A 2,424-nucleotide genomic window follows, 5' to 3' on the forward strand; every position below is an offset into this window, starting at 1 on the left:
GGGGTGGCGGTGCCCGGCGCGGGACCCCGGATGCGGCTGTTCGCGGGCCGCCGCCAGGGCGTGCTGGTGCTGTACCGAGAGCCGGTCTGAGGCTCACGTTGGTCATCCCGGCCACCGCATGGCACGCTGTGGGCGTGCCTGCGCATACCGCGGACTTGTATCCCGGGGACATCAAGTCGGTGTTGTTGTCCGAAGACCAGATCCAAGCCAAGACCGCCGAACTCGGAGCGCTGGTAGGCGCTCACTACCAGGACGGGTCCTCAGGGCAGGATCTGCTTCTCATCACGGTGCTCAAGGGCGCGGTCATGTTCGTCACCGATCTGGCCAGGGCGATTCCGTTGCCCACCCAGTTGGAGTTCATGGCCGTCAGCTCCTATGGCTCGTCGACGTCGTCCTCGGGCGTGGTGCGCATCCTCAAGGATCTCGACCGGGACATCAACGACCGGGACGTGCTCATCGTCGAGGACATCGTCGACTCCGGGCTGACGCTGAAGTGGTTGCTGCGCAACCTCGCCACCCGCCATCCCCGGTCACTCAAGGTGTGCACGCTGCTGCGTAAGCCCGATGCTGTCCGCGTCGATCTCGACATCGACTTCATCGGGTTCGACATCCCCAACGAGTTCGTGGTCGGCTACGGCCTCGACTACGCGGAGCGCTACCGCGACCTGCCCTACATCGGCACTCTCGACCCGAGGGTGTACGAGGACCACTAGGCGGCGCAGAATGCGGAGATGACCACCGCTCTCCGGATCTGTCCACTGTGCGAAGCGACCTGCGGCCTGACGTTGACGATCGACGACGGGCGGGTGACCGGTGCGCGCGGTGACCACGACGATGTCTTCAGTGCGGGCTTCATCTGCCCGAAGGGTGCAAGTTTCGCCGAACTCGACAACGACCCGGACCGCCTGAGCGCGCCACTGATTCGTCGGGACGGCGTCCTGACCGAGGCGACGTGGGACGAGGCGTTCGCCGCAGTCGCCGACGGCCTCGGTGCGGTCGTCCGCGATCACGGCGGATCCTCGGTCGGGGTGTACCTCGGTAATCCCAACGCGCACACCGTCGCCGGAGCGCTCTACCCGCCGCTCATCGTCCGTGGACTCGGTACCCACCAGGTCTACTCGGCCAGCACGCTGGACCAGATGCCCAAGCACGTCTCGCTGGGCCTGATGTTCGGCAGCCCCGTCGCGTTCACGGTGCCCGACCTCGACCGCACCGACTATCTGGTGGTCATCGGGGCGAACCCGCTGGTGTCCAACGGCAGCCTGGCCACCGCCGCCGACTTCGGCGGCAAGCTGCGCAAGCTGCGCAAGCGCGGTGGCACGCTCGTGGTGATCGACCCCGCCCGCACCCGCACCGCCGAACTCGCCGACCGGCACCTGCCGCCGCGACCCGGCACCGACGCGGCACTGCTGGGTGCCGTCGTCAACGTGCTGTTCGACGAGGATCTGGTGACCCTCGGGGCGCTGGCCGACCATGTGGCCGGTCTGGACGAGGTCCGCGACGTCGCCCGCGTTTTCACCCCGGAGGTCGTCGCGGCGCACTGCGGGATCGAGGCCGACGAGATCCGCACCCTCGCCCGGGAACTCGCCGCCGCGCCCACCGCCGTCGTGTACGGCCGGATGGGCACCTCCACGGTCGAATTCGGCACGCTGGGCAGCTGGCTGGTGGACGTCGTCAACATCCTCACCGGGAATCTGGACCGGCCCGGCGGCGCGATGTTCCCGCTCTCGCCCGTGGCACCGGCACCCCGAGGGCACCGGCCGGGCCGCGGGTTCTCCACCGGCCGGTGGCACAGCCGGGTCTCCGGTCACCCCGAGGTGCTCTCGGAATTCCCCGTCGTGGCGCTGGCCGAGGAGATCGAGACCCCGGGCGAGGGGCAGATCAAAGCGATGATCACCATCGCCGGAAACCCGGTGCTCTCCGCCCCGGACGGCGATCGCCTCGACAGGGCGCTGGCCGGCATCGGCTTCATGATTTCGGTAGACCCGTACCTCAACGAGACCACCCGCCACGCCGACGTCGTCCTGCCGCCCCCGCCGCCGTCGCGCAGCCCGCACTTCGACTTCGCCCTGAACAACGTCGCGGTCCGCAACAACGCCCGCTATTCACCACCTGTGCTGGCGTTGCAGGGGCGTCCCGACGAAGCCGAGATCCTGTCGCGAATCGCCCTGGTGCTCTACGGAATCGGAGTCGACGCCGACCCTGCGCTCGTCGACGAGCAGGTCATCGCGACCACGCTGGCCAAGGAGACCGCCGACGCGGCGTCGCCGGTCGCCGGACGCGACGTCGGCGAGTTGACCGCCATGCTCGACGACGGCCCGGGCTACGAGCGCCGTCTCGACATGATGCTCCGCGTCGGGGCCTACGGCGACGCCTTCGGTGCCCGGCCGGACGGTCTGACCCTGCAACGCCTCAAGGCGGCAC

2 protein-coding genes are annotated in these 2,424 nt (G+C 69.0%); both read left to right on the forward strand.

The window, feature by feature from the left end; all coding sequences use genetic code 11:
• The first annotated feature begins 86 nt into the window (after nucleotides 1–86).
• On the forward strand, nucleotides 87–713 hold the full coding sequence (gene hpt, locus WA965_RS28830) for a hypoxanthine phosphoribosyltransferase (protein ID WP_526301780.1): 627 nt from the start codon (nucleotides 87–89) through the stop codon (nucleotides 711–713).
• A gap of 18 nt (nucleotides 714–731) precedes the next feature.
• On the forward strand, nucleotides 732–2,424 hold a 1,693-nt coding region (locus WA965_RS28835; protein ID WP_526448285.1), incomplete at its 3' end, for a molybdopterin-dependent oxidoreductase.

The organism is Mycobacterium sp. (genome assembly GCF_049683935.1).
Lineage (GTDB): Bacteria > Actinomycetota > Actinomycetes > Mycobacteriales > Mycobacteriaceae > Mycobacterium.